This window comes from Corallococcus praedator, assembly GCF_003612125.1.
In the GTDB taxonomy this organism is placed as follows: Bacteria; Myxococcota; Myxococcia; order Myxococcales; family Myxococcaceae; genus Corallococcus; species Corallococcus praedator.
Map to the genome: position 1 here is coordinate 1 of NZ_RAWI01000896.1, position 479 is coordinate 479.

The 479-nt window shown below is 68.3% G+C and carries 1 protein-coding gene; it reads left to right on the forward strand.

Going from position 1 to position 479, the window contains the following annotated elements:
- Positions 1–50 precede the first annotated feature (50 nt).
- Positions 51–479: hypothetical protein (locus D7Y13_RS42305; protein WP_208734590.1), on the forward strand; the 429-nt coding region annotated here is incomplete at its 3' end.

Sequence of the window (479 nt, forward strand, 5' to 3'; positions counted from 1 at the left end):
GGAGGGTGCAGAGGGGCCGAAGGGGGCCGCCGCAGCATAGGGTGCGGCGGATGACGCAAATCGACCGCTCTGCATTCGCGACGGCATTCGATGCCCTTCTTCCACGGCTTGCCCTGGATCCCCTCTTCGAGGATGGGGACACGGAGCGCCTGGCCCCCTGGCGTCTGCCGTCAGCCGCGGGTTTCGAGGAACTCTTCGCCCAGGCAAGACAGCAAGGCGCCGCGCCCTGGCACCTCTATGCACTCGCCCGGGTGGCCACCCAATGCATCGGGACAGCAGCCCCCACCCTGCGGGCATCCGGCGTGGCTTCGGAAGAGAGCGTCTTCATCCCGGGAGACCTGAAGACTTCGGGGAACTTCGCGGTGGAGGGCACGCTGGTCGTCGGCGGGGACCTTGTTGTCCCGGGACTCCTGTCGGACCGCGGTCCCGACTCCATCCTCATCGTCCTGGGCAACCTGTCCGTGCAGGCGCTCCGCACC